This is a genomic window from Streptomyces chengmaiensis (assembly GCF_029846775.1).
Lineage (GTDB): Bacteria > Actinomycetota > Actinomycetes > Streptomycetales > Streptomycetaceae > Streptomyces > Streptomyces chengmaiensis.
Genome location: NZ_JARWBG010000001.1, coordinates 134734 through 158935, shown reverse-complemented (window position 1 = coordinate 158935; position 24202 = coordinate 134734). Strand labels below are relative to the sequence as shown.

Below are 24202 nucleotides of genomic sequence, written 5' to 3'. Positions count from 1 at the left end.
GGGGAACAGCCCCCGGCCCCTCACACCGCCGGCTTGATGTTGTGGTTCCGCCGGAACACGTTCTCCGGGTCGTACTCCGCCTTGACCTTCGCCAGCCTCCGGTAGTTCTCCGGCCCGAACCCCGCCATCACCCGTTCCTCACCCTCGTCGCCGATGAAGTTCAGATACACGCGTCCGATGGCCCACGGCTGTGCGTCCTCCCGCACGGCGCGGACCCACCGCCTGGCCCGTTCGTCGTCTGCGGGGTCGGCCCAGACGCCGAAGGGGTGGACGGCCCAGGGCGCCGTGCGCCAGGGCACCGGGAAGGAGGAGTCGCCGCGGGCGACCGCGCCGCCCATGGGGAAGAGGACGTGCTGGGAGTTGGTGGGGACGGGCATGTCGGCGGCACGGTCGCAGAAGCGCCGTACGGCCTCGTCAGGGAAGGCGCGCAGGTACTCCGCCGACCAGTAGTTCCGCATGCCCGGCGGGTCGTCGAGCATGCACTGCAGTTCCGCGTACGGCGTCTCCTGGATGATCTCCACCTCGGGGCCCGGCGCCAGCAGCGGCCGGGCGAGCCGGCGCACGTCGGCCTCCGGGCCGGTGCAGGTGATCAGCACGGCGCAGACGGCCGTGCCCACCAGATGCTCGGGGACGAACTCCTCGGGCGGGCCCGTGATGTAGAGCAGACCGCCCCCGGCCTCGTCCGGCGCGGCCTCCATGAAGTCCCGGTACAGCCGCACCACCTCGTTGCCCTTGGCGGCCGGGAACATCAGCAGGGCGAAGGACAGCACCGGCAGCGGATGCAGCCTCAGTGTGATCGCCGTGGCCACGCCGAAGTTCCCGCCGCCCCCGTGGAGCGCCCAGAACAGCTCCGGGTTCTCGTCCTCGTCCGCGTGCACCTCACGGCCGTCCGCCGTCACCAGGTCGACGGCGGCCAGGTTGTCGCAGGCGAGCCCGAACTTCCGCTCCAGCCAGCCCGATCCGCCGCCGAGCGTGAAGCCGCCGACCCCGGTGGTGGACACCCGGCCGCCGGTCGTCGCAAGCGCGAACTGCTGGGTGGCCCGGTCCAGATGGCTCATCGTGGCGCCGCCGCCGACCCGCGCCGTGCGCGCCTCGGGGTCGACCGTGACCGCGTGCATCCGGCGCAGATCGACCACCAGTCCGCCGTCGTTGAGGGCGAGTCCCGCGACGCTGTGGCCGCCCCCGCGCACCGCCACGTCGAGGCCCTGCTCCCTGGCGAAGAGCACCGCGGCCGACACGTCAGCGGCCGTCTCGCACTGTGCGATCACCGCCGGACGGCGGTCGATCATTGCGTTGAAGATCGTCCTGGCCTCGTCATAGGCCGGGTCGTCGGGGAGGATCACATCCCCGGTGAGGCGTGTGCGGAGCGCTTCCAGCGACGGCTCGGCAAGACGGGGAGAAGTCATGGTGTGCCCCCTGTCCGAGAGGGGCGGACAGGACCTTCCCATCGTAAGGTCCGCCCACCCCGCCCGCGCGTCGGCGGAACGCCGCGCCGACAGCCGCGGCGTCGTGCCCGCTGCCACGGCGTCACGCGACGCCGCCACAGCGGGCGGCCGACGGCGTCGCCGGCCGGTCGCCCGTGCCTGTCGGCCCCCTGTGCCTGCGGGCCGCCGTGTCCTGCCGGTCGCCCGCGCCTGTCGGCCCTCCGTGCCTGTCGGCCCGGTGCCTGTCGGCCCGGTGCCTGTCGGCTTCCCGTGTCCTGCCGGCCCCCCCGTGCCTGCGGGTCGCCGTGTCCGGCCCGGGCCGCCCCGCTCGCGGATCAGGCCTTGCCGCGTCTGCCCCGCAGATGGTCCGCCACCGGCGACAGCGAATCGCGCAGCGCCTGCAGCGCCTCGGGCGACAGCAGATCGATGAAGTGCCTGCGCACCGACTCGACATGGTGCGGTGCGACCTTGCGCATGGTCTCCATGCCGTGCTCGGTGAGCACGGCGTACAGCCCCCGCCGGTCCGACTCGCAGTTCTCCCGGCGCACCAGTCCCGCGTTCTCCATACGTGTGATCTGGTGGGAGAGGCGGCTCTTGGACTGGAGGGTGGCCGTGGCCAGGTCGCTCATCCGCATACGGCGCTCGGCCGACTCCGAGAGGTTGACCAGGATCTCGTAGTCGTTGTTGGTCAGGCCGAACGGCTGGAGGTCCTTCTCGAGCTGGTGCATCAGCAGTCTGCTGACATCAAGGTGAGTGCGCCAGGCGCACTGCTCGGCATCGGTCAGCCAGCGGGTGGCCGTCTCGGTCTCCATATATGGATTCTACCTAAGAAGTTGAAAATCGGACGAAGTGAGGAGGTGCGACGCCCGGCACCCCGGCTTGTCCCCCGAGACCCCCGATACCGCGATAAGGGTGCACACGTTCGACGTCACACTCCGCAGACTACCGCTCACAGGCCGAAGCGACGCTGGAGGTCCCCGAGCTGACCGGGAAGACGCGGTGTCGAACCATGATGTCCTCCCGCCCCGGCCCCGCCGTGCGCCCCGTGCGACCCGTGGCCGCCACCGGGAACCCCCGGCTCATGCGGGACCGCGCCCGTGGCCTGATCCGGCAGCAGCGCCTCGCTCGACTGCAGCAGCACCGTGCCCGCCCCGACGAAGTCGAACTGGTGCTCCTCGCCGGACGTGCCGCCGATCCCGGTCAGTGCGCGCACGCCGCCCAGCACTCCCGACATATAGCCGTGATCGTAATGGTGGCAGGGCGAGGGGCAGTCCGCCCACCCGACCAGGGCCTGCGGGTCCACCCGGATCGGCGGCTCCATGAAGACCACGGGCCCGTTGGACGCGGCTACGAACTTGCCCGTGCCGATCAGCGTCAGAAACCCCGGGACGATCGACTGCTTGAGCGCCAGCGAGGGCTGGTACGCCAGCAGGTTCCCGGCCCGGATCGTCAGATTCCCGTCGTCCAGATCGTAGGAGTTGACATCGAAGGCCCGGTCGGCGAGCAGCATCTTGCCGCTGCCCTCGGCCACCACCCAGTCGCTCGCGTGCAGCGGCGAATGGAACGACGTCCGCATCAGCCGGTCCAGTCGGCCGTGGCCGATTCCGTTGAAGTCGATCCGCCCGTAGTAGGCGATCATCTTCCCCTTCTGCAGAAACCACTGGGAGCTCTTCAGCTCCACGCAGAAGGTGTAGGAGTTGACGTTGTCGTCGCTCGGCAGCGTCATCGGGTCGAAAACGACGGGCGTGCTCACAGTTTCTCCTCCGACGCCTGGACATACACCGCACCGCTGCCGCTCAGCTCCAGCTGGAACGCCTCGCCCGAGCCGCGCCCCACCATGTCCCGCCAGCCCAGCGCGGCAGAGAGCTTGTTCCGCACATCCCCGTGGTGGGCGACATACGCCTGCGGGTCGACGTGCACCGGCCGGCCGGGTGTGATCGGCAGCTCGATCACCCCGCCGTGCGCCATCACAGCGACCGCGCCATGGCCCCTGAGCGTCGTGGTGAACAGGCCCTGCCCGGTCACCTGGCCGCGGACCATGCCCATCACCCCGCCCTGCGAGCCCATGAACATCGTCCCCTGCTCCAGCGTCCCGTCGAAGGCGAGCAGCCGGTCCGCCTCCACGTACAGGGTGTCGCCGGAGAGGTTGATCACCTGGATGTGATGCCCGCCATGGCCGAACATCACGGTGCCGCATGGGGTCTCCCCAGGGCCGCCAGGCCCGAGGGGAACTTCCACCGTCATCAGCGGGGTCGCCTCATTGGCCACCCGGCGGCCGATCATCGACATCACCCCGCCCTGCCCGCCGGTGATGTTCGGGGTGAAGGTCACGTCCCCGTTGTAGGCGAGCATCGCGCCGCGCTGGCTGAACATCCGCTGCCCCGGGTTCACCGTGGCCTCGACCATCTTGGAGTTGATCTCACGGAAGGGCATCTCAGACGTCACCGCCGATCGTGTTGCGCTCGCTTGGCTGTACGTAGACGAGCCCGTCGCCCTCGAAGCGGATCTGGAACGCCTCGCCCGAGCCCTCGCCGATGAAGGTCCGGAAGTTCACCCCGGACTGGAACTCCTGGCGCAGCTCGCCTTGGTGCGCGATATATGCGCCGGGGTCCACGGAGAGCGGGTACTGCGGAGTCACCCGGAGCACGACCGCCTCGCCGTCCGACATGATCGCCGCCTGTCCCGTGCCCTCCACGGTCGTGGTGAACAGGCCGTTGCCCGTCACCCCGCCGCGCAGCCCGGTGAAGCTGGTGCCGGTGCGCAGCCCGCCGTCCGTGCAGAGCAGATTGCTGGACTCGACATAGAGCTTCTCGCCGCGCAGGCCGACCAGGCTGATCTCGGAGGCCCGGTCGGCGAAGTAGCAGGTGCCCTGCCCCTTCACTTCCATCATGGTCATCTGCTCGCCGGTCAGTCGGCGGGTGACCATCCCGCGGATGCCCTCACCGCCGCCGGTCAGTTTCTTGAAGGCCATCTGGCCGTCGTACGCGACCATCGAGCCGTTCTTCGCCTTGACGGCGTCGCCGGCCATGTCGACGGCGAGCACCTTGCTGCCTTGCAGTCGGAACGTTGCCACGGGGTGACGTTAGCCGGTGGCCCGGTGGGCGGCCAGGGTCCTTGGGGAGGAGAAGGACCCGGGTAAAAATCCGGGAAAGCCCGGTGCCACAATGGCCTGGGCTTGTGCATCCATTCACAAGATCAGTGCCGCCCCCAGACCGACCTCCCATCGAAGGTGCCCCGTGGACATCAAGACCGCCTCCTCCCTGCACCGCCTCCGGCTCGTCTCCGCGCCGGAAGCCGTCTCCTTCCTCGTGCTGCTCGTCTGCTCCGTGCTCAAGCGGACGACGGAGTTCAATGCGGTCCCGGTGATGGGCGCCATCCACGGCGTGCTCTTCCTCCTCTACGTCCTGTTCTGGCTGGACGCCTGGAACCGCACCAGGTGGGAGCTGAAGACCGCCGCGCTCTACTTCGTCCTCTCCGTGCTGCCCTTCGGCGGCTTCCTCGCCGAGCGGAAGCTCAAGCGTGAGGCCGAGGCCGCGGTCGTCGCCGCCCGCGCCGACCGCGAGCAGCGGGAGGGCCGCGAGGGAGCGGTCAACGCATGATCGTCGCCTTCTCGGTCACTCCGCTGGGCGTCGGCGAGGACGTGGGGGAGTACGTCGCCGACGCGGTCCGCGTCGTCCGCGAGTCCGGACTGCCCAACCGCACCGACGCCATGTTCACCTCCGTGGAAGGCGACTGGGACGAGGTGATGGACGTCGTCAAGCGCGCCGTCGCGGCCGTCGAGGCCCGCGCCCCGCGCGTCTCCGTCGTCCTCAAGGCTGACATCAGGCCCGGCGTCGCGGACGGACTGACCTCCAAGGTCGAGACCGTGGAGCGGCATCTGTCCCGGTGAACCCGTTACGGCGGAACCGCCCGCCTGGCCGACCGGCGTCGGCGCTCCGTCTGCGTCCCGGACGTGCCCGCCGTCGGCGAGGGCCTCGGGTCCGCCCCTGTGCCTGCCGCTGCTCGAACCGGCGGCGGCGTCGCTGTCCGGGCGGACCGCGGCCAGGGGGCGGCGACGGGCGGCACATACGGAGCCGTCGTATGCGGTCGACATGCGCGCCGACCGATGGGCGAGACGGGGCTGACCGCCATATGGCCCGTGGGTAAGGTCGGAGCCGTGTCCAAGCCGCTCAGCCTCCCCTTCGATCCCATCGCCCGCGCCGACGAACTCTGGCGGCAGCGCTGGGGCCCCGTCCCCTCCATGGCCGCGATCACCTCGATCATGCGCGCCCACCAGATCCTGCTCGCCGAGGTCGACGCGGTCGTCAAGCCGTACGGGCTGACCTTCGCCCGCTATGAGGCGCTGGTGCTGCTGACCTTCTCCAAGGCGGGCGAGCTGCCGATGTCCAAGATCGGCGAGCGGCTGATGGTCCATCCGACGTCGGTGACCAACACGGTGGACCGGCTGGTGAAGTCGGGTCTGGTCGCCAAGCGCCCCAACCCCAACGACGGCCGGGGCACGCTGGCGTCCATCACGGACAAGGGCCGCGGGGTGGTGGAGGCGGCCACCCGCGATCTGATGGCGATGGACTTCGGGCTCGGCGTGTACGACACCGAGGAGTGCGCGGAGATCTTCGCGATGCTGCGCCCGCTGCGGGTGGCGGCGCAGGACTTCGAGGAGGCGTAGCCCCCTGGGGCCGCGGTCACCGGCCGTGGTGGCGGCCGTGGCCGTGGCCCGGGCCGGAGCCCGCCCCGAGCGAAGATCGCCCTTTGCGTCCGGATACGCTCGGGGCCATGAAGTCGAATGTGCTGTCGCGCTACCGGGTGATGGCGTACGTCACCGCCGTATGGCTGCTGGTCTTCACCGTGGCGATCATCGCCAAGTACGGGTTCGACACCGGCGACACCATGCTGATCTCCCAGATCCACGGCGTGCTCTTCATCGTCTATGTGGTCTTCGCCTTCGATCTGGGCTCCAAGGCGAAGTGGCCGTTCGGCAAGCTGCTGTGGGTGCTGGCCGCGGGCTGCATTCCCGTGGCGTCCTTCTTCGTCGAGCCCAGGATCACCCGCGAGGTGCGCGCCCAGCTGGCGCAGACGGAGGCGGAGGCGGCGCCGGCCGAGGCGTAGACGCTCTCTTTTTCGGCTTGCCGGGCAAGACCCGCGTTTTGCCATCGACATTTAGTAGGACGTCCTAGTAAATTTGAAGCATGGACGCTCACGCCATCGAGGAGGGCCGCCGCCGCTGGCAGGCCCGCTATGACGCCGCAAAGAAGCGGGACGCGGACTTCACCACGCTCTCCGGCGATCCCGTGGACCCGGTGTACGGCCCGCGCGCCGGAGACTCCTACGAGGGCTTCGAGCGGATCGGCTGGCCGGGGGAGTACCCCTTCACCCGCGGCCTCCACCCCACCGGCTACCGCGGCCGCACCTGGACCATCCGGCAGTTCGCCGGCTTCGGCAACGCCGAGCAGACGAACGAGCGGTACAAGATGATCCTTGCCGCGGGCGGCGGCGGGCTCTCCGTCGCCTTCGACATGCCCACCCTCATGGGCCGCGACTCCGACGACCCGCGCTCCCTGGGCGAGGTCGGCCACTGCGGCGTCGCCATCGACTCGGCCGCCGACATGGAGATCCTGTTCCGGGACATCCCGCTGGGCGACGTCACCACCTCGATGACCATCTCCGGCCCCGCCGTGCCGGTCTTCTGCATGTACCTGGTGGCCGCGGAGCGCCAGGGCATCGACCCCCGCGTCCTCAACGGCACGCTGCAGACGGACATCTTCAAGGAGTACATCGCCCAGAAGGAGTGGCTCTTCCAGCCGGAGCCCCATCTGCGGCTCATCGGCGATCTGATGGAGCACTGCGCCGCCCAGATCCCTGCGTACAAGCCGCTCTCCGTCTCCGGCTACCACATCCGCGAGGCGGGCGCGACGGCCGCCCAGGAGCTGGCGTACACGCTCGCCGACGGCTTCGGCTATGTGGAGCTCGGCCTCTCCCGCGGCCTGGACGTCGACGTCTTCGCCCCCGGCCTGTCCTTCTTCTTCGACGCGCACCTCGACTTCTTCGAGGAGATCGCCAAGTTCCGGGCCGCGCGCCGCATCTGGGCGCGCTGGATGCGCGACGTCTACGGCGCGAAGAGCGACAAGGCCCAGTGGCTGCGCTTCCACACCCAGACGGCGGGCGTCTCGCTGACCGCCCAGCAGCCGTACAACAACGTCGTGCGGACGGCCGTCGAGGCCCTCTCCGCGGTCCTGGGCGGCACCAACTCCCTCCACACCAACGCCCTGGACGAGACCCTCGCCCTGCCGAGCGAGCAGGCCGCGGAGATCGCGCTGCGCACCCAGCAGGTGCTGATGGAGGAGACGGGTGTGGCCAATGTGGCCGACCCGCTCGGCGGCTCCTGGTACGTGGAGCAGCTCACCGACCGGATCGAGGCCGACGCCGAGAAGATCTTCGACCAGATAAAGGAACGCGGCCTGCGCGCCCACCCGGACGGCAGGCACCCCATCGGACCCGTGACCTCCGGCATCCTGCGCGGCATCGAGGACGGCTGGTTCACCGGCGAGATCGCCGAATCCGCCTTCCGCTACCAGCAGGCGCTGGAGAAGGGCGACAAGAGGGTCGTCGGCGTCAACGTCCACCATGGCTCGGTCACCGGCGATCTGGAGATCCTGCGGGTCAGCCATGAGGTGGAGCGCGAGCAGGTCAGGGTGCTCGCGGACCGCAAGACGGCCCGCGACGACACGGCGGTGCGCGCCTCGCTGGAGGCGATGCTCTCCGCGGCGCGCGACGGCGGGAACATGATCGAGCCGATGCTCGACGCGGTGCGCGCGGAGGCGACGCTCGGCGAGATCTGCGATGCGCTGCGGGACGAGTGGGGGACGTACACGGAGCCCGCGGGCTTCTAGGGACTGTCCTGGAGGGACCCGAGCCCCGACACCAGGAGCCTGGTGAACCGCCGCGCCCACTCCTCGTCCACCGGCTCCGCGCTGACCAGCGCCCGGTGGACGACCGCCCCGGCCACCACGTCGAAGATCAGGTCCGTGGTGCGGGACGCCTCGCAGGGGTCGTCCTCGTACGGCAGCTCCCCGCGCGCTTGGGCGCGTTCGCGTCCGGTCACCACCAGCCGCTTCTGCCGGTCCACGAGGGCGGACCGCACCCGCTCGCGCAGCGCGTCGTCGCGGGTGGACTCCGCGACCACGGCCATCAGCGCGGTCTTGGCCTCGGGCCGGTTCAGCAGGGCGGCGAACTGGAGCACCACGCCTTCCACATCCGCGAGCAGACTTCCGCGGTCGGGGAGTTCCAGCTCGTCGAAGAGGACGGCGACGGCGTCGACAACCATCTCGTTCTTGTTCGCCCAGCGTCGGTAGAGCGTCGTCTTGGCCACCCCGGCCCGTGCGGCCACATCCCCCATCGTCAGCTTCGACCAGCCCAGCTCGACGAGCGCGGCTCTGGTCGCCTGGAGGATCGCTGCGTCGGCGGCGACGCTGCGCGGGCGTCCGGTACGGGTGTGCTGCGGCATGACGGTGACCATACCGGCCGGTAGGCAATGCGCTGTGACCGACTTCACCGCCCGCGGTCGAACAGGCCCTCTATGAACCGTCGGCCACCCCAGTTACGCTACGACGCGTAGCGAAAGGCTGGCAGGCCGGAGCGACAACCACGGGCGTCGGTGGGGACCGACGCCGATGACCGCGATGACCAGCGTTTTTCATATGCGCGCGCGGAGGGGGGAGGATGTACTCATGCAGCCTAGGAACATGTCCATGAGCGGCGTCGTCGACCTCGCCGCGGTGAAGGCGGCCGGAGAGGCCAAGGCCAAGGCGGAGCAGGCCCGCGCGGAGGCCGCGCGCCAGGGCGGCGGCGGCGCCGTGGCCCCCTCCAGCCTGGTGATCGACGTCGACGAGGCGGGCTTTGAGGGCGACGTCCTCCAGCGTTCCGCCGAAGTCCCGGTCGTCATCGACTTCTGGGCCGAGTGGTGCGAACCCTGCAAGCAGCTCAGCCCGCTGCTGGAGCGCCTGGCCGCGGAGTACAACGGCCGGTTCGTGCTGGCCAAGATCGACGTCGACGCCAACCAGATGCTGATGCAGCAGTTCGGGATCCAGGGCATCCCGGCCGTCTTCGCCGTGGTGGCGGGACAGGCGCTGCCGCTCTTCCAGGGCGCCGCGCCCGAGGCGCAGATCCGCCAGACCCTGGACCAGCTGATCCAGGTCGCCGAGCAGCGCTTCGGCCTGACCGGCATTGCCGTCGACCCGGAGGCGGAGGGCGAGCCCGCGGGCGCCGCCGCTCCCGCCCCCGCCGGTCCGTATGACGCCGCGCTGGCCGCGGCGGTCCAGGCGCTGGACGCGGGTGACTTCGGCGGCGCGGTCCAGGCGTACAAGAACGTGCTGTCGGACGACCCGGGCAACACGGAGGCCAAGCTGGGCCTGGCCCAGGCCGAACTGCTGCGCAGGGTCCAGGGCATGGACCCGCAGCAGGTGCGCAAGGAGGCCGCCGACGACCCGGCCGATGTGTCCGCCCAGGTCCGGGCGGCCGACCTCGATCTGGTCGGCGGCCATGTCGAGGACGCCTTCGGCCGCCTCGTCGAGACGGTGCGCCGCACGGCGGGGGAGGACCGCGACACGGCCCGGCTGCGGCTGCTGGAGCTCTTCGAGGTCGTCGGCGCGGAGGATCCGCGGGTGACGGCGGCGCGTTCGGCGCTCGCGAGGGTGCTGTTCTGATGTAACGGGTCATGCCCGCCGCGGTGCCGTCGGCCTCTGCCGATTTGGCGACACAGTGACCTGCAGCGGCCGCGCTTTACCAAAACTTGGTAAACGCGGCCGCTGTTACTGCGAGTAAATCAACCGCCTTCTTCTGTCCGATTATTGGCGGTATTCACCCCTTCTGGCGCGTAGTCGTGAGGAACCCTGCGTGCCCGCATCGCGCCGGTCGGTCGTGGCGCGGTTATCGGGCCGTTACTAGTGAGTAACGAACCCCTTGTGCGGCAGCCGTGAATGGACCACGATCGGCCACGCTCGGTCCAACACCGCACCAGCCCGGCCCCCAGCCGTGCCGCGGCTTGGGTCCCCACCGAGCCGGCCGACGCCGCATCGACGCCGGCCGCGGACAGGGGGGTTCCTGCCCGAACGGCAGGGCCTGTCCGGCGGGTTGCGCAAGTTGCGCGCGAACAGCGCATCAGGCGCAGCCAGTGGTTGTCGCTCGGGGGTGATCGCCGGTTGTTTCGGACGCGGTACGCGCCGGAAAGTACGGGCGCTCTCCTTCCCGAGGACGTAGCACTTCTCCCATCCCAGGACGGATCCGCTGGATCCGGACCGGAGATGTACGTCCGAGAAGGAGGAAAGTCATGGAATCTGTGGCTCGTGGCGGAACCAGATGGAAGCGGTTCGCCCTTGTCATGGTGCCCAGCGTGGCCGCAACGGCTGCGATAGGCATCGGCCTGGCACAGGGGGCGCTTGCGGCGTCGTTCAGCGTCTCCGGCCAGGAGTTCAAGGTCAAGGCGAAGGAACTCGAGGGCTACAACTTCGTCCAGTACGGCAGCATCGCCAACGGCAAGACCCTGGAGGGCAAGCCGTTCGCCGAGCCGGTTGGCGTGTCGGGCTTCAAAGAGGCCTACATCACCGACATGTGTCAGTCGGTCGTCACCCCCAATGTGCCCTTCATCGGCAATGTCAGCCTGGAGCTGAGGGCCGGCACCCCGGGGCACGACCGGGTGTACGCCAAGGACATCTACCTCGATGTCTCTCAGCTCGACGCTGACGCAGAGTTCTCGAACATCGACATCGGCGTCGCCGCCGGCGATCTGAAGAACCCGGGCATTCAGCCCGGCACCGAGGCCAAGGTCAACCCGCACGGCTTCTCTCAGCGCGCCGAGAAGGCGGTGCTGAAGAACGTGGAGCAGAAGGCGTGGGCCACCACCGCCGGCACGTTCAAGCTCAGCGGTCTCTCCCTGCGCCTGCACAAGGGCACCAAGGAGTGCTTCTAGCACTTCGGGACTGACGGGAATCACATCTCGTACGTCCCCCCAGCACGTCCGGACGGGCGGGGGGCGGCCCCACGGCGCCCCGCCCGCTCCACCCCACGCAGTACCTCTCTTCAGCACGACATAGAGCACCACCGTTTCCAGGGAGCTGTTTTCCATGAGCGCCGAGGCACCCGGACAGAACGAGCACTTCCTCCGAGTCATTCGGCGGCGCTTCCGTAACTGGCGTGGCACCCGGCCGTTCTGGGCCGGACTGTTCACTCTGTTCGGCGGTGTGCCGATCGCCTACTTCCCGTACGCCAATCTCCACCTCGGCAATCTCACCCTCGCGATGTCCACCACCGGTGGCGCGGGATCGCTGATCATCGGCGTACTGCTGTTCACGCTCGGCCTGACGATGTGGTTCCACTCGGTCGTCCGGGTGTTCGCGGGTGTCGCCGCCATTGTGCTCGCACTGGTGTCCATTCCCGTGTCAAACCTCGGCGGCTTCTTCATCGGCTTCCTGTTCTCCCTGCTCGGCGGTGCTCTCTCCATCTCCTGGGCTCCCGGCAAGCCGGCGAAGCCGGCCGGCGACGCCGAGCCGGAGCAGGCTGCGGCTCCCGAAGGCGAGGCGGACGCCATGCCGTCCGCCGTCACCGAGGAGCCCGTCCCGAACGAGACCGAAACGACTGCCCACGCCAACGGCGGGAGGAACAGTGCGGGGTGATGAAACACAGCTGAGCGCAGCTGACGGCAGTTCGGCCCCGGTGAGGAAGGGGCCGCGCCACGCGGCCCCGAGGAAGTCACTTCTGACCAAGCTTCAGCTGCCTGCCAGCAAGGCACTCGCCCTGGCGGCGATGCCCACCGCCGTCTTCGTGGGCATGGGGCTTACCCCCAAGCTGGCACTCGCCGACGACAAGGAGATCCCCTTCGCGCCCGGCCCGTGCGTGACCCGCTCGGACGAGCCGGAGGAGACCGAGGAGCCGACGTCGCCGACACCGTCGGAGACCCCCTCGCAGAGCCCGTCGGCCGAGCCCTCCGAGAAGCCGGACCCCACACCCGCGGAGGAGGACAAGGGCGAGGACGAGCCGAAGCCGGGCGCGAGTCCGTCGGACGCCTCCACCCCGGACGCCGGCAAGCAGCAAGCGGCGGAGGCCCAGCCCCCCGAGGCCCCGGCCGCACCCTCCACGAGCGAGCCGGAACAGGAGCCGGAGCCGGAACCCACCGAGTCCAAGAACCCGCTGGACCCGCTGGGCCTCGGGGACGCGATCAAGGACCTGTTCGACGGCCCGGACGAGGAACCGACGCAGACGTCCACGCCGACGCCCACTCCCACGTCGAGCGCTGCCGAGACGACCCAGCCCGCTGAGGATCAGCAGCCTGCTGAGAAGAAGCCCGCCGCCACGGAGGAGAAGACAGAGCCCAAGGCCGCGGACAAGCCGGCCGCGGACAAGCCGGCCGAAGACGATGCGGCCGAGGACGATGCGGCCGAGGACGAGGCGGCGGACAAGGCCAAGACCGCCATCAAGGACGCCGCCGACAAGGTCGGCGCCACGGTGGAAGAGCTTGACGAGGACGTCAAGGGGCTTGACCCCAAGAAGGACGAGGACATCCCGGACGGCGCCAAACCGCGCTTCCCCTGCCCGACCTCCGACCCGGAAGCCCTGGCCAACGCCCAACTGGAACCCGGCATCCCGCTGCTCCCGGACGACCCCTGGATCCTGGAGAGCTCGCTGCTCACGCTGAACGGCCTCGACTACCACGGAATCGTCGAGGTGAAGACCAGCAGCGGAAAGATCAAGAAGGTCCTGAAGTTCACCGCGACCAGCATCGACATCAAGGACCTGCACCAGCTGGTGGTCTACCCCCAGGGAACCACCGCCCATGTCCAGGCGGCCAAGGGGTCCACCTCGACCATCCGCAAGGGCACCGTGACGATGTACACGGAAGAGCTGAAGGGCAACCTGTTCGGCATCATCCCGATCACCTTCAGCCCGGACTCTCCGCCTCCGCTGAATGTCCCCTTCGCCTTCTTCACCAATGTGAAGGTCACCCAGGCGGGCCAGTTCGGCGGCACGCTGACCGTCCCGGGTCTGCGGAACTTCGTCACCGGCGGGAACACCTGACACCTCAACAGCCTTTGTGGTGACGGGCCCTGTCTCAAGCAGTACCCGGGCATCGGAAAGAATCACGCAGATCTCGAGTTACTGGCCTCGCCATATGAACGGCGGGGTCAGACTCGTTTCGTGCCGAGGGGGAGGGTGGCCTGGGCGTCGAGGCTCCTGCTGTCATGCCCATGAGTGATGGCAGGCATCACGTACACGTCACACGTCGACCTGTTCATCTGCCTGGCCCCGTCGGAGTCCTGCACGGGTAGCTGCCCAAAGGCCGATATGGTCTACCTCGGCCCGAGGCGTTCAAGGCCAGAACCGAACGGCTCAGCTACACGCTGGCGATGATCGAGTTCAACTCGGGCATCGACCCGATCGACATCCTTCTCGGCGACTTCATTGGCTGCGCAACAGTCGGACAAACTGGCGGTCCGGCTGGAGCAGCACACCTGGAAGTCCATCGAGTGGCACATGACCAACGACGGGGGCGAGGTCGTACGGGTCCACCCGCAGCGCTTCAAGTATTCCAGCGGAGAGCCGGTACCCGGTGAGGAGAAGATGGCGGTCATGACAGATTTCATCCGGGAGGGGCGGCTCTTCAGAGTCAGCGGGTTCGTCCCCTCGCACCGGCAGCTCTTTCTGACCAGTGAGGCCACGCTGGTGGACCGGACCACGACGATGATCGAGGTCTATATCGGGCATGTAGGCCTGATGCTCCTCAAGCCCTACTACGAGAACGGGCTCCACATCCGACGAGCGACCGCCGCCGAGTTCGGCATGCTCAGCGAACGGCATGGCATTCAGCCGCAGGACGCCGTCTACACCTGGATGCTGGAGCGAGAAGGCGGCAGCTTCGTCGTCGGCAGCAATCCGAGCTGGCGGGAGGCGGAGTATGAGCTGATGGGTGAGCGGGAGGCGTTGTACGACCCGCGTGAGCCCTGGCCGCCGGACTTCCCGGCGGAATGGGGGCAGGTCGGCTGACCGTCTGTCGGCCGCAGCCACCCCAGGCGTGATGCGTGCTCATCCCGTATAGCGCCGCCGGACTCTTCCCGGCACCTCGGGTCTGTGGTCCTCCGACCTGGAATTGACAGACGGGCGGCCTCCCGATCCATCGAAGTCGGGAAGGCCGCCCGTCGAGCGAGACGAACGTCGACAAGGACAACTGCAACCCCATCATCCACGTGGGTGACTGCACGATCACCGCAGACATTACGTAACGTCACACGTCGCCTGTTCATTTCTTCGGAAGGCCTCACCCTGATCGTCCCAGAAGGAAGCCGGTGAGGGTCCAACCATGAGTCGCATGCTATTCGTGCTCCGCTATCGGAACGGTGAACCGGAGCCCCTCGACATGGAACTCGTACGGGAAGCCCTGGGTCCCTACATCGTCACCGCCGACGAGGATCTCATGAACGGTGTGCTGATCCGGACGGCCGACGGCCACGAGGTCGACGTGGATGTCAGCGAGGTCTGCGTCGCCGTCAACCGTTTCCCACCCGGCCAGTTCTTCGACGTCCTGGCCCAGCTGGTGGGCCGCCTTGAGGCGAGTGTGACCCCGACGGACATGCCGATGATTCTCCGTGAGGAGGAGGACCGGGCCCACCTTCCCCCCGAAGCGCAGGAGAAGGCCGTCGTCGTCACCATGACCGGTCCGACCATCGAGCGTCACCTCAGCGGCTCCTGACCGGAGGTGCCCACGAGAAGGGGCTGTTCCCGGTGACTCGCACCGGGGACGGCCCCTGCTCATGCCACCAGGGCGCGGCGGGCAGCGGCGTAGCCCGCCGCCCGCCCCTGGTCGCTATCTCGGCCCGCAATGCGGTGTGAGGTACTGGAGAACGAGGCGCACAGCACGGCGAAGTTCGTGTGCTGGGCGTGCAAGCGCTGCACTGGAACCTGAGCGAACACGGCAGCCCGCCTTCCCGTCCGGATAACGGTCGAGGTCCAGTACGAGCGGTTCCCGATCAGTCCGAGCGGTTCGGGGACTTCACGCCCGACGACCTGAGGCATCGTGGTGTTGGCGATCGGGCTGGCGTACTTCACCCTGCTCTTGACCGGGGCCGTCATAGGGATTCATGCGCTGCTCCTGGGCCGTATGCCGGGCCGCAGGCTCCAGCAGCGGGTCCGTCACCCCAGGCTCCTGGGAGCCGGCGCCCTGCTCATGGTGGCGAGCGCGGTAATGCGAGTCCCGTCGCTCGTGGCCGTAGGGGGAGGCCTGGTTGCCCTGGGGTTTGTGGAGCACCGCGCCTGAACCCCTGGGTGGCGCACCGATGCAGGCGTGCGCCACCCAGGACGTCCCGAAGCGCCCGCCTACCGCGGCCGCTTGCCTTCGTCGGCTCGTTCACGGAAGCCGACCTCCAACAGCTCTGCGGCATCGGGCGGCGTCGGGCACAGGGGTGCGCATGGTGCGCAGGCGTACACGTTGAAGCCGGGGCCGGAGCCCGCGTGTACCTCGGAGACGAGAACGGGGGCGGTGGTGAAGGCCTGGCAGCGTACGCACATGCGCACCGGGGGAAGGTCGCGCGCACATCCCGTGCAGATCTGCCGGTGGACCACGTGGCCGGTGGCGTCGGTGGTCACCACTGTCATCGGTGCCCGGTGCGATCCGCAGGCGTCACAGGCGGCGGGCTCGCTGCTCGCGGTCATCAGGCGGCTCCCGGTGCGCCGATGAGGTGGGTGTCGAGGTCGACGCCGAAGTCTGCGGCGAGTACGAGAGCGAATCGCCGCTCCCGCTGCTCCTGGGCGCGTACGTAGGGGCGGACCAGGGGGGTGGCGTTGCCGTTCAGTGGTCCGTCGAGCCCGTACGGCGAGCGGTGCGCGGGAAGGTCGATTGCAGGGACCCGGTGCGGGGAGGTGGCGGGTTCGAGCTGTGGTGTACGCGGATGCCGTGCGAGTGTGACTCTCGCCCACAGGGCAAGGGTGCGGATAAAGTCGAGCACTGTCGACGCTCCTTGTCAGCGTTGGCCACGCCCTGGGAGGTCTACTCACCTCGCCAGGGTTTCTTGGTGATCCAAGCTAGCCTGTATCTGTCTACGGGTAGGGATAGACAGGCATGTCTATGTTCGACTGGGTGTTACTACGTACAGTCACTGTCGTGATCGAGTTTGACCCGACCCGGCCCAAATGGACGCAGATCGCTGACCTCATCCGGGATCGAATCGCGACAGGGGAGTATCCACCGCGACACCTGCTCTCTGAGGTGCAGATTGAGCGGGAGTTCGGTGTTGCACGGATGACCGTTCGAAAGGCCACGGCAGCGCTTCGCGAAGAGGGGCTGATCACAACGACCCCTGGCATGGGATCGTTCGTCGCCGAGCGGTCTGAGGATGGAGCTGGCTGACGCGGCGTCGGCCATCTATCGGGGGCATGTGCTGACGCGCTGCGACCCCGGATCCGACGATGCGATCGCCGAGGGGCTTGCGCTGACACGGCGGCTCAAGGAGACGTGAAGCGGCCGTGGGCCGCACCCCGTGGCAGACGGGGTGCGGCCCACGGCCGCAGCAAAGGGGACGGAACTAGCGGCCGCCGCCCAGGTGGTGGACGCGGACCATGTTCGTGGTGCCGGGGATGCCCGGAGGGGAGCCCGCGGTGATGATCATGGTGTCGTCCTTGCCGTAGCGCTGGAGCTTCAGCAGCTCGGCGTCGACCAGGTCGACCATGGCGTCGGTGTTGTCGACGTGCGGGACGACGAAGGACTCCACGCCCCAGCTCAGGGTGAGCTGGTTGCGGGTGGAGGCGTCCGTGGTGAAGGCCAGGATCGGCTGGGTCGTGCGGTAGCGGCACAGGCGGCGGGCCGTGTCGCCGGACTTGGTGAAGGCGACCAGGGCCTTGCCGCTGAGGAAGTCGGCGATCTCGCAGGCCGCGCGGGCGACCGAGCCGCCCTGGGTGCGCGGCTTCTTGCCGGGGACCAGGGGCTGGAGGCCCTTGGAGAGCAGCTCCTCCTCGGCGGCGGAGACGATCTTCGACATGGTCTTGACCGTCTCGATCGGGTACGCGCCGACCGAGGACTCCGCGGAGAGCATCACCGCGTCCGCGCCGTCCAGGATCGCGTTGGCCACGTCGGAGGCCTCCGCGCGGGTCGGGCGGGAGTTGGTGATCATCGACTCCATCATCTGGGTGGCGACGATCACCGGCTTGGCGTTCCGGCGGCACAGCTCGATGAGGCGCTTCTGGACCATCGGGACCTTCTCGAGCGGATACTCGACGGCCAGGTCGCCGCGGGCCACCATCACACCGTCGAACGCCATTACGACGTCCTGCATATTGGCGACGGCCTGCGGCTTCTCCACCTTGGCGATGACCGGGACCCGGCGGCCCTCCTGGTCCATCACCTTGTGGACGTCGTTGACGTCGTCGGCGTTCCGCACGAAGGACAGCGCCACCAGGTCGCAGCCCATGCGCAGCGCGAAGCGGAGATCCTCGACGTCCTTCTCGGACAGGGCCGGGACGTTGACCGCCGCGCCGGGCAGGTTGATGCCCTTGTGGTCGGAGATCACGCCGCCCTCGACGACGATGGTCTTCACCCGTGGGCCGTCGACCTCGACGACCCGCAGCTCGACGTTGCCGTCGTTGATCAGGACCTGGTCGCCCTTGGAGACGTCCCCCGGCAGGCCCTTGTATGTGGTGCCGCAGATGGACTTGTCGCCGGCGACGTCCTCCGTGGTGATGGTGAACTCGTCACCGCGGATGAGTTCGACCGGGCCCTCGGCGAAGGTCTCCAGGCGGATCTTGGGGCCCTGGAGGTCGGCGAGCACGCCAACGGCGCGGCCGGTGTCCTCGCACGCCTTGCGCAGGCGGACGTACCGCTCCTCGTGCTCAGCGTGGGTCCCGTGGCTCATATTGAAACGGGCCACGTTCATGCCGGCCTCGATGAGCGCTTTCAGCTGCTCGTAAGAGTCGACGGCGGGGCCCAGTGTGCAGACGATTTTGGAACGGCGCATACGGCGCATCCTATCGGTTTGTTTCTAGGCGGAATATTCCGTCTGGTGGAAGATACAAATGGGCAGGGGGTCGCTCAGTTGTTCAGTTCTTCAGTGGCGCCGTTGACCACGGCGAACGTCTGGTGGGCGATCTCCAGTTCCTCGTCCGTCGGGACCACGGCGACCGCCACGCGCGCGTACGACGGCGAAATGATCCGCGGCTCATCGGACCGTACGGCGTTGAGCTCGGCGTCCACCGCCACGCCCAGCTCCTCCAGGCCCGCGATCGCAGCTTCCCGCACCGGGGCCGCGTTCTCACCGACCCCGGCCGTGAACGCCACCGCGTCCACCCGGCCGAGCACCGCGTAGTACGCGCCGAGGTACTTCTTCAGCCGGTGGACGTAGATGTCGAAGGCGAGCCGCGCCCGCTCGTCGCCCTCGTCGATCCGCCGCCGGATCTCCCGCATGTCGTTGTCGCCGCACAGCCCGACCAAGCCGCTCTTCTTGTTCAGCAGCGCATCGATCTCGTCGACCGACATGCCGGCGACCCGGTGCAGATGGAAGATGACGGCCGGGTCCAGGTCCCCGGACCGCGTCCCCATCACCAGCCCCTCCAGAGGCGTCAGCCCCATGGAGGTGTCCACGCACACCCCGCCCCGCACCGCCGACGCCGAAGCCCCGTTGCCCAGGTGCAGCACGATGACGTTCACCTCGGAGGGGTCCTTGCCCAGCAGCTCGGCCGTACGGCGGGACACATAGGCGTGCGAGGTGCCGTGGAAGCCGTACCGCCGGATGCGGTGTGCGTCCGCCGTCTCCACGTCGATCGCGTACCGGGCCGCCGACTCCGGCATGGTCGTGTGGAAGGCCGTGTCGAACACCGCCACCTGCGGCAGGTCCGGGCGCAGCGCCTGCGCCGTGCGGATGCCGGTGATGTTCGCCGGATTGTGCAGCGGGGCGACGGGGACCAGCCGCTCGATCTCCGCCAGCACCTCGTCCGTGATCACCGTCGGCCGGGTGAACCGCAGCCCGCCGTGCACCACCCGGTGGCCGATCGCCGCCAGCTCGGGGGAGTCCAGGCCCAGACCGTCCTGGGCCAGCTCCTCCGCCACCGCCTTCAGGGCCGAGGCGTGGTCGGCGACCGGGCCGGTGCGCTCCCGGCGCTCCGCGCCCTCGTGCGCCAGCGGGGTGTGCACCAGACGGGACGTTTCCTCACCGATGCGTTCGACGAGGCCGACGGCCAGCCGGGCGTCGTCGCGGGCGTCCAGCAGCTGGTACTTCACCGACGAGGAGCCCGAGTTGAGGACGAGGATGCGGCTGGGGCGAGGGGAGGTCGTCATGCTCTTCATGCTTTCTGTGCGGCGGCGATGCCCGGCGGCGTTACGCGGATTGTGGCTGCGACTGCGACTGCGACTGCGACTGCGGCTGCGACTGCGGCTGTGGCTCTGGCTGGGACTGGATCGCCGTGATCGCGACCGTGTTCACGATGTCGCTGACCAGCGCACCGCGCGACAGGTCGTTCACCGGCTTGCGCAGGCCCTGCAGCACCGGGCCGACCGCCACCGCGCCGGCCGAGCGCTGCACCGCCTTGTAGGTGTTGTTCCCCGTGTTCAGGTCCGGGAAGATCAGCACGGTGGCCTGGCCGGCCACCTCGGAGTCCGGGAGCTTGGTCGCGGCGACGGACGGCTCGACCGCCGCGTCGTACTGGATCGGGCCCTCGATCTTCAGATCCGGCCGCCGGGAGCGCACCAGCTTGGTCGCCTCCCGCACCTTGTCGACGTCCGCACCGGAGCCGGACGTGCCCGTCGAGTACGACAGCATGGCGATGCGCGGCTCGACGCCGAAACGTGCCGCGGTCGCGGCGGACTGGATCGCGATGTCGGCGAGCTGCTCGGCGTCCGGGTCCGGGTTGACCGCGCAGTCGCCGTACACCAGCACCCGGTCCGCCAGGCACATGAAGAAGACGGACGAGACGATCGCGGCGTCCGAACGCGTCTTGATGATCTCGAACGAGGGGCGGATGGTGGCGGCCGTCGAGTGCACCGAGCCCGACACCATGCCGTCGGCCAGGCCCTCCTGCACCATCAGCGTGCCGAAGTAGTTCACATCGGCGACCACGTCGTACGCCAGCTCCACGGTCGCGCCCCTGTGGGCGCGCAGCTGGGCGTACCGCTCGGCGAATCGCGTCCGCAGCTCGGAGGTGTGCGGGTCGATCAGCTGCGCGGCGGAGAGGTCGATGCCCAGGTCGGCGCTCTTCTTGCGGATCGTCTCCGGGTCGCCCAGGAGGGTCAGCTCGCAGACGGAGCGGCGCAGCAGCACATCCGCCGCGCGCAGCACACGCTCCTCCGTGCCCTCGGGCAGCACGACGCGTCGGCGGTCGGCGCGGGCCTGCTCCAGCAGCTCGTGTTCGAACATCATCGGGGTGACCCGGCCGCTGCGGGCCACCGCCAGCCGCTCCAGCAGCTCGCCGGTGTTCACATGCCGTTCGAACAGCCCGAGTGCGGTCTCGGCCTTGCGCGGGGTGGCCGCGTTCAGCTTGCCCTCCAGCGCGAACAGCTCGGCGGCGGTCGGGAAGCTGGTGGAGGCGACGGAGATGACGGGGGTGCCGGGCGCGAGACGGGAGGCGAGGGTGAGGATCTCCTCGCTGGGCCGCTCGTTGAGGGTCAGCAGCACTCCGGCGATGGGCGGGGTCCCGGCGGAGTGCGCGGCGAGCGCGCCGACCACCAGATCGGCCCGGTCCCCGGGGGTGACGACCATGCAGCCGGGGGTCAGGGCGTTGAGGAAGTTCGGCAGCATCGCGCCGCCGAACACGAAGTCCAGCGCATCGCGGGCGAGCCCGGAGTCGTCGCCGAGCAGGATCGTGCCCCCCAGGGTGTGGGTGATCTGGGCGACCGTGGGCGCGGCGAGGGCGGGGTCGTCGGGCAGCACATAGCAGGGGGAGGGGAGGCGGGCCGCGAGCCGTTCGGCTATCGACTCGCGCTCCTCGGGCGCCACCCGGTTGACCACCAGTGCGAGGATGTCGCAGCCCAGCGCCTCGTACGCCCGGTAGGCGTTGCGGGCCTCGGCCCGTACGAGGTCGGCGGCCTGCCCCTTGCCGCCGACGACCGGGATCACGGACGCGCCGAACTCGTTGGCGAGCCGGGCGTTGAACGCCAGTTCGTCGGGGAGCTGGGTGGCGGCGTAGTCCGTGCCGAGGACCAGCACCACCTCGTACTCGCGCGCCACCCGGTGGAAGCGCTCGACGAGCTGCGAGACCAGCTCGTCCGTGCCCTTCTCGGCCTGGAGCGCGGCGGCTTCGCGGTAGTCCATCCCGAACACGGTCGACGCGTCCTGGGAGAGCCGGTAGCGGGCCCGCAGCAGTTCGAACATGCGATCGGGGTCGTCGTGCACAAGGGGGCGGAAGACGCCCACCCGGTCCACCTGGCGGGTCAGGAGCTCCATGACTCCCAGCTCCACGACCTGGCGGCCGTCCCCTCGGTCGATCCCGGTCACGTACACGCTGCGGGTCACGCGTGCTCTCCCGTCATGTTCATGCGTCATCATGCGTCGAAAAAATGCCCGGAGGCGCCGTTGCCCCCTTGACAATACCTCCGCGGCTGGCTAGTGCGCGCCTCGGGTGATCGGGGTCGAAGGCGGCGCGAGCCGGGGCCGAGCGACGGCGTGCGCACTGGTCGGCGCACTGGTCGGCGCACCGGAGTCGGCCGTCGGCGGCCGGCTGCCGACGGAGTGGCCGGCGGGCTCGGGCGGCGGAGTGGCGGGGGAGCCGCCGAGGAGCCGCCGGGCAGTCGCCGGGGAGCTGCCGGGGAGCCGCTGAGGACGCGAGTGCCCCGTCATACATGGAACAATCGCACTGGGCTCACACGAACCAATACGAGCAGGAGACACAGCACGATGCGCATCGGAGTACTCACCGCAGGCGGCGACTGCCCCGGCCTGAACGCAGTGATCCGGTCGGTCGTGCACCGCGCCCTGACCGGCCACGGAGACGAAGTCATCGGCTTCGAGGACGGTTTCAAGGGACTGCTCGACGGCCACCACCGTCCGCTCGACCTCAACGAGGTCAGCGGCATCCTCGCCCGCGGCGGCACCATCCTCGGCTCCTCGCGCCTGGAGCGCCGCCGCCTCGCGGAAGCCGCCGAGAACGCCGCCGAACTGGCCGGGAAGTACGGCATCGACGCGCTCATCCCCATCGGCGGCGAGGGCACGCTCAGCGCGGCCCGGCTGCTGTCCGACGCCGGGATGCCCGTCGTCGGCGTGCCGAAGACCATCGACAACGACATCTCCTCCACCGACCGCACCTTCGGCTTCGACACCGCGGTCACGGTCGCTACGGAGGCCATCGACCGGCTCAAGACCACCGCCGAGTCCCACCAGCGGGTCATGGTGGTCGAGGTGATGGGGCGGCACGCCGGATGGATCGCCCTGGAGTCCGGCATGGCGGGCGGCGCGCACGGCATCTGCCTGCCCGAGCGGCACTTCGAGGTCGAGGACCTGGTGAAGATGGTCCAGGAGCGCTTCGCCCGCGGGAAGAAGTTCGCCGTGATCTGCGTGGCCGAGGGCGCCCACCCGGCCGAGGGCTCCATGGACTACGGCAAGGGCGAGATCGACCAGTACGGCCACGAGCGTTTCCAGGGCATCGGCAACCGGCTCGCGGCGGAACTGGAAAGGCGGCTCGGCACGGAGGCCCGTCCGGTGATCCTCGGCCATGTGCAGCGCGGCGGCACGCCCACCGCATACGACAGGGTGCTCGCCACCCGCTTCGGCTGGCACGCGGTGGAGGCCGCGCACCGCGGCGACTTCGGGATGATGACGGCGCTGCGGGGCACGGAGGTCGTGATGGTGCCGCTGGCGGAGGCGGTGACCCGGCTGAAGACCGTGCCGGGGGACCGGATGCTTGAGGCGGAGTCCGTTTTCTGACCGGGGGTCCGGGGCGGAGCCCCGGCTCAGACACGGGCGGGCCTATCCGTCCGCCAGCTCCCAGAAGTGGTCCACGATCCGGTCCAGGAAGTCCCGGCCGGGCTCCGCCGTGTCATGGGCCGTGTCGCCCCAGCTGAGCGTCGCCACCATCCGCGACTGGTAGTCGGAGTGCAACTGCTCCAGCACTCCCTCCAGCAGATCCCGCTCCAGCGGCAGCAGCTTGCCCACCGGCCGGACGTACGGCTGCCAGCGCGCGGCAACCGCGTCGCGCAGCAGCGTCGCCAGGTCCTCGTCGCGGCCCGTGACCGTCAGCAGCGCGCGCGGGCCGAGCTGGAGGGCGTCCGCCAGGGCGGCGGTCTGCCGCGCATTGCCGCGCCAGCGGCCCGACTCCTCCATCTTCAGATACGCGGACGCGTCCACGCCGACGCGCCGGGCCAGTTCGTCGGTGGCCAGCCCGCGGGCCATGCGGTGCTCGCGCAAGGTCGTGGCCTGCGCGAGCAGTTCGCCCGGTGAGCACCACAGCACCCCCGCGAGCGCCGACAGCTCATGCGGCCGGGGCACGGCCAGACCGCGCTCCCACGCCGCGACCGTCTCCGGACTGATCTGGAGTCCGTACTGGGCGTGGAGGCCGTAGGCCACATGGCCGGGATGCATGCCGAGCGCCTCGCGCAGTCGGCGCGCGGCGGAGGCGTTGAACGGAGGCGAAGAGCGGTGCTGCACGGGCACAAGCTAGGGGTGGAGGAACACCCGCGACTACGGTCCGTTCCCCCAAGGCCACATGTCGTAGGAAGCTCTTAGGTGATCGCCCGGTGACTCCCGGCAATGGGATTACCGGCCGGTTCCGGAGCGGTCGGGGGTGGTCGGGGACGGACGGGAGCGGTCCGGAGCGGTCGGGAACGG

26 protein-coding genes are annotated in these 24202 nt (G+C 69.3%); 13 read left to right on the top strand and 13 right to left on the bottom strand.

What is annotated here, in order from left to right; translation table 11 throughout:
• Positions 1-20: 20 nt before the first annotated feature.
• From QCN29_RS00645 to QCN29_RS00625, 5 genes are all read right to left on the bottom strand, one after another.
• Positions 21-1406, bottom strand: coding sequence for an FAD-binding oxidoreductase (locus tag QCN29_RS00645; RefSeq protein WP_279925444.1), 1386 nt, complete (start codon positions 1404-1406; stop codon positions 21-23).
• A 353-nt stretch (positions 1407-1759) separates the two neighbouring features.
• Positions 1760-2236 carry a MarR family winged helix-turn-helix transcriptional regulator gene (locus tag QCN29_RS00640; protein ID WP_240137943.1) on the bottom strand — a complete coding sequence of 159 codons (477 nt, stop codon included), beginning with the start codon at positions 2234-2236 and terminating at the stop codon, positions 1760-1762.
• 137 nt (positions 2237-2373) lie between these two features.
• On the bottom strand, positions 2374-3177 hold the full coding sequence (locus QCN29_RS00635) for an AIM24 family protein (protein ID WP_240137944.1): 804 nt from the start codon (positions 3175-3177) through the stop codon (positions 2374-2376).
• Positions 3174-3857, bottom strand: coding sequence for an AIM24 family protein (locus QCN29_RS00630; protein ID WP_279925654.1), 684 nt, complete (start codon positions 3855-3857; stop codon positions 3174-3176). Before QCN29_RS00630 ends, QCN29_RS00635 begins: the two co-directional genes overlap by 4 nt.
• A gap of 1 nt (position 3858) precedes the next feature.
• Positions 3859-4497 (bottom strand): AIM24 family protein, encoded by a 639-nt coding sequence (locus QCN29_RS00625; protein ID WP_279925443.1) that lies wholly within the window; start codon positions 4495-4497, stop codon positions 3859-3861.
• Between the two features lie 163 nt (positions 4498-4660).
• Here QCN29_RS00625 and QCN29_RS00620 point away from each other — a divergent pair, with 163 nt between their 5' ends.
• The 5 genes from QCN29_RS00620 (at position 4661) to QCN29_RS00600 (ending at position 8311) form a co-directional block, all read left to right on the top strand.
• Entirely contained in the window at positions 4661-5023 is a 363-nt protein-coding gene (locus tag QCN29_RS00620) for a DUF3817 domain-containing protein (protein WP_279925442.1), read from the top strand.
• Positions 5020-5313: an MTH1187 family thiamine-binding protein gene (locus tag QCN29_RS00615; protein ID WP_240137947.1), complete on the top strand. Its 294-nt coding sequence runs from the start codon at positions 5020-5022 to the stop codon at positions 5311-5313. The genes QCN29_RS00620 and QCN29_RS00615 overlap by 4 nt, the downstream gene beginning before the upstream one ends.
• Before the next feature lie 267 nt (positions 5314-5580).
• Positions 5581-6090 carry a MarR family winged helix-turn-helix transcriptional regulator gene (locus QCN29_RS00610; protein WP_279925441.1) on the top strand — a complete coding sequence of 170 codons (510 nt, stop codon included), beginning with the start codon at positions 5581-5583 and terminating at the stop codon, positions 6088-6090.
• A gap of 107 nt (positions 6091-6197) precedes the next feature.
• Positions 6198-6530 (top strand): DUF3817 domain-containing protein, encoded by a 333-nt coding sequence (locus tag QCN29_RS00605; RefSeq protein ID WP_240137949.1) that lies wholly within the window; start codon positions 6198-6200, stop codon positions 6528-6530.
• 80 nt (positions 6531-6610) lie between these two features.
• Positions 6611-8311, top strand: coding sequence for an acyl-CoA mutase large subunit family protein (locus QCN29_RS00600; protein ID WP_279925440.1), 1701 nt, complete (start codon positions 6611-6613; stop codon positions 8309-8311).
• Here QCN29_RS00600 and QCN29_RS00595 read toward each other — a convergent pair.
• Positions 8308-8925 carry a TetR/AcrR family transcriptional regulator gene (locus QCN29_RS00595; RefSeq protein ID WP_279925439.1) on the bottom strand — a complete coding sequence of 206 codons (618 nt, stop codon included), beginning with the start codon at positions 8923-8925 and terminating at the stop codon, positions 8308-8310. The two genes, QCN29_RS00600 and QCN29_RS00595, sit on opposite strands and share 4 nt — an antisense overlap.
• A 223-nt stretch (positions 8926-9148) precedes the next feature.
• On the opposite strand from QCN29_RS00595, the gene QCN29_RS00590 reads away from it, so the two are divergent.
• From QCN29_RS00590 to QCN29_RS00565, 6 genes are all read left to right on the top strand, one after another.
• A complete protein-coding gene (locus tag QCN29_RS00590; RefSeq protein WP_279925437.1) occupies positions 9149-10123 on the top strand; it encodes a tetratricopeptide repeat protein in 975 nt (324 codons plus the stop codon).
• 623 nt (positions 10124-10746) lie between these two features.
• Entirely contained in the window at positions 10747-11385 is a 639-nt protein-coding gene (locus QCN29_RS00585) for a DUF6230 family protein (RefSeq protein ID WP_279925436.1), read from the top strand.
• A 154-nt stretch (positions 11386-11539) separates the two neighbouring features.
• Positions 11540-12088, top strand: coding sequence for a DUF6114 domain-containing protein (locus QCN29_RS00580; protein ID WP_240137954.1), 549 nt, complete (start codon positions 11540-11542; stop codon positions 12086-12088).
• On the top strand, positions 12078-13487 hold the full coding sequence (locus QCN29_RS00575; RefSeq protein WP_279925435.1) for a hypothetical protein: 1410 nt from the start codon (positions 12078-12080) through the stop codon (positions 13485-13487). Before QCN29_RS00580 ends, QCN29_RS00575 begins: the two co-directional genes overlap by 11 nt.
• A gap of 552 nt (positions 13488-14039) precedes the next feature.
• Complete coding sequence (locus tag QCN29_RS00570) at positions 14040-14453, top strand: hypothetical protein (RefSeq protein WP_279925653.1); 414 nt, start codon at positions 14040-14042, stop codon at positions 14451-14453.
• A gap of 313 nt (positions 14454-14766) precedes the next feature.
• On the top strand, positions 14767-15156 hold the full coding sequence (locus tag QCN29_RS00565) for a hypothetical protein (RefSeq protein WP_279925434.1): 390 nt from the start codon (positions 14767-14769) through the stop codon (positions 15154-15156).
• 59 nt (positions 15157-15215) lie between these two features.
• Here QCN29_RS00565 and QCN29_RS00560 read toward each other — a convergent pair whose 3' ends face one another.
• The 3 genes from QCN29_RS00560 to QCN29_RS00550 form a co-directional block, all read right to left on the bottom strand.
• Entirely contained in the window at positions 15216-15536 is a 321-nt protein-coding gene (locus tag QCN29_RS00560; protein ID WP_279925433.1) for a hypothetical protein, read from the bottom strand.
• Positions 15537-15779: 243 nt separating this feature from the next.
• The gene (locus QCN29_RS00555; RefSeq protein ID WP_279925432.1) at positions 15780-16115 is read right to left on the bottom strand and encodes a hypothetical protein; all 336 of its coding nucleotides are present in this window, start codon (positions 16113-16115) and stop codon (positions 15780-15782) included.
• Positions 16115-16408, bottom strand: coding sequence for a hypothetical protein (locus QCN29_RS00550; RefSeq protein ID WP_279925431.1), 294 nt, complete (start codon positions 16406-16408; stop codon positions 16115-16117). Before QCN29_RS00550 ends, QCN29_RS00555 begins: the two co-directional genes overlap by 1 nt.
• Before the next feature lie 155 nt (positions 16409-16563).
• Between QCN29_RS00550 and QCN29_RS00545 the strand changes: the two genes are divergently transcribed.
• Complete coding sequence (locus QCN29_RS00545) at positions 16564-16809, top strand: GntR family transcriptional regulator (RefSeq protein WP_240137959.1); 246 nt, start codon at positions 16564-16566, stop codon at positions 16807-16809.
• 175 nt (positions 16810-16984) lie between these two features.
• Here QCN29_RS00545 and pyk read toward each other — a convergent pair whose 3' ends face one another.
• From pyk to pta, 3 genes are all read right to left on the bottom strand, one after another.
• Positions 16985-18409, bottom strand: a complete 1425-nt coding sequence (gene pyk / locus QCN29_RS00540; protein WP_279925430.1) for a pyruvate kinase — start codon at positions 18407-18409, stop codon at positions 16985-16987.
• A gap of 74 nt (positions 18410-18483) precedes the next feature.
• Entirely contained in the window at positions 18484-19725 is a 1242-nt protein-coding gene (locus QCN29_RS00535; RefSeq protein WP_279925429.1) for an acetate kinase, read from the bottom strand.
• 40 nt (positions 19726-19765) lie between these two features.
• On the bottom strand, positions 19766-21895 hold the full coding sequence (pta, locus tag QCN29_RS00530) for a phosphate acetyltransferase (RefSeq protein ID WP_279925428.1): 2130 nt from the start codon (positions 21893-21895) through the stop codon (positions 19766-19768).
• Positions 21896-22276: 381 nt separating this feature from the next.
• Here pta and QCN29_RS00525 point away from each other — a divergent pair, with 381 nt between their 5' ends.
• On the top strand, positions 22277-23302 hold the full coding sequence (locus QCN29_RS00525) for an ATP-dependent 6-phosphofructokinase (RefSeq protein WP_279925427.1): 1026 nt from the start codon (positions 22277-22279) through the stop codon (positions 23300-23302).
• Between the two features lie 42 nt (positions 23303-23344).
• On the opposite strand, the gene QCN29_RS00520 is transcribed toward QCN29_RS00525, so the two are convergent.
• A complete protein-coding gene (locus tag QCN29_RS00520; RefSeq protein ID WP_279925652.1) occupies positions 23345-23956 on the bottom strand; it encodes a helix-turn-helix domain-containing protein in 612 nt (203 codons plus the stop codon).
• Between the last annotated feature and the right edge of the window lie 246 nt (positions 23957-24202).

What these genes read in the sequence shown, in the direction of transcription:
- QCN29_RS00645 (WP_279925444.1), bottom strand. Translation starts at nt 1,406, where the DNA reads ATGACTTCTCCCCGTCTTGCCGAGCCGTCGCTGGAAGCGCTCCGCACA.
- QCN29_RS00640 (WP_240137943.1), bottom strand. Translation starts at nt 2,236, where the DNA reads ATGGAGACCGAGACGGCCACCCGCTGGCTGACCGATGCCGAGCAGTGC.
- QCN29_RS00630 (WP_279925654.1), bottom strand. Translation starts at nt 3,857, where the DNA reads ATGCCCTTCCGTGAGATCAACTCCAAGATGGTCGAGGCCACGGTGAAC.
- QCN29_RS00615 (WP_240137947.1), top strand. Translation starts at nt 5,020, where the DNA reads ATGATCGTCGCCTTCTCGGTCACTCCGCTGGGCGTCGGCGAGGACGTG.
- QCN29_RS00605 (WP_240137949.1), top strand. Translation starts at nt 6,198, where the DNA reads ATGAAGTCGAATGTGCTGTCGCGCTACCGGGTGATGGCGTACGTCACC.
- QCN29_RS00600 (WP_279925440.1), top strand. Translation starts at nt 6,611, where the DNA reads ATGGACGCTCACGCCATCGAGGAGGGCCGCCGCCGCTGGCAGGCCCGC.
- QCN29_RS00595 (WP_279925439.1), bottom strand. Translation starts at nt 8,925, where the DNA reads ATGCCGCAGCACACCCGTACCGGACGCCCGCGCAGCGTCGCCGCCGAC.
- QCN29_RS00590 (WP_279925437.1), top strand. Translation starts at nt 9,149, where the DNA reads ATGCAGCCTAGGAACATGTCCATGAGCGGCGTCGTCGACCTCGCCGCG.
- QCN29_RS00585 (WP_279925436.1), top strand. Translation starts at nt 10,747, where the DNA reads ATGGAATCTGTGGCTCGTGGCGGAACCAGATGGAAGCGGTTCGCCCTT.
- QCN29_RS00580 (WP_240137954.1), top strand. Translation starts at nt 11,540, where the DNA reads ATGAGCGCCGAGGCACCCGGACAGAACGAGCACTTCCTCCGAGTCATT.
- QCN29_RS00570 (WP_279925653.1), top strand. Translation starts at nt 14,040, where the DNA reads ATGACAGATTTCATCCGGGAGGGGCGGCTCTTCAGAGTCAGCGGGTTC.
- QCN29_RS00565 (WP_279925434.1), top strand. Translation starts at nt 14,767, where the DNA reads ATGAGTCGCATGCTATTCGTGCTCCGCTATCGGAACGGTGAACCGGAG.
- QCN29_RS00560 (WP_279925433.1), bottom strand. Translation starts at nt 15,536, where the DNA reads ATGACGGCCCCGGTCAAGAGCAGGGTGAAGTACGCCAGCCCGATCGCC.
- QCN29_RS00555 (WP_279925432.1), bottom strand. Translation starts at nt 16,115, where the DNA reads ATGACCGCGAGCAGCGAGCCCGCCGCCTGTGACGCCTGCGGATCGCAC.
- pyk (WP_279925430.1), bottom strand. Translation starts at nt 18,409, where the DNA reads ATGCGCCGTTCCAAAATCGTCTGCACACTGGGCCCCGCCGTCGACTCT.
- QCN29_RS00535 (WP_279925429.1), bottom strand. Translation starts at nt 19,725, where the DNA reads ATGACGACCTCCCCTCGCCCCAGCCGCATCCTCGTCCTCAACTCGGGC.
- QCN29_RS00525 (WP_279925427.1), top strand. Translation starts at nt 22,277, where the DNA reads ATGCGCATCGGAGTACTCACCGCAGGCGGCGACTGCCCCGGCCTGAAC.
- QCN29_RS00520 (WP_279925652.1), bottom strand. Translation starts at nt 23,956, where the DNA reads ATGCATCCCGGCCATGTGGCCTACGGCCTCCACGCCCAGTACGGACTC.